Origin of the sequence: Leyella stercorea, assembly GCF_021531355.1 — a bacterium.
Lineage (GTDB): Bacteria > Bacteroidota > Bacteroidia > Bacteroidales > Bacteroidaceae > Prevotella.
In genome coordinates, this window is record NZ_JADYTS010000211.1 from 1 (window position 1) to 391 (window position 391).

1 protein-coding gene and 1 pseudogene are annotated in these 391 nt (G+C 40.9%); both read left to right on the forward strand.

What is annotated here, in order from left to right; all coding sequences use genetic code 11:
- A pseudogene (locus I6E38_RS15115) lies at positions 1-296 on the forward strand (IS4 family transposase); the annotation flags it as partial.
- On the forward strand, positions 232-391 hold a 160-nt coding region (locus I6E38_RS15120; protein WP_235394744.1), incomplete at its 3' end, for a transposase. The pseudogene I6E38_RS15115 and the gene I6E38_RS15120, both read left to right, overlap by 65 nt.

Below are 391 nucleotides of genomic sequence, written 5' to 3' on the forward strand. Positions count from 1 at the left end.
AGGTCCCAGCTTTCTTCCACATCTCTACAGCATCAGTTTACGACTCAAAGGCAATGAAGGAAATTCCTTATGAATCAGGTTCTTACTATGTGTTTGACCGTGGATACAATGCATTCAAGGAACTTTTCAAAATACATCTACATGAATCGTTCTTTGTTATGCGAGCCAAGAAGAATCTGCAATGCAAATGCTGTAAATGGAGGCGCAGGTTGCCAAAGAATATATTGACAGATGCTGAGATTGAATTCACTGAATACAATTCATTCCGGAAGTATCCAGAGAGACTCATACGATGAAGAACAAGACGGGGAGTTTGCCTTCCTGACAAATGCTTTTCATCTAACAGCTCCTGAAATCGCCAACCTTTACAAGAACAGATGGCAGATAGAGC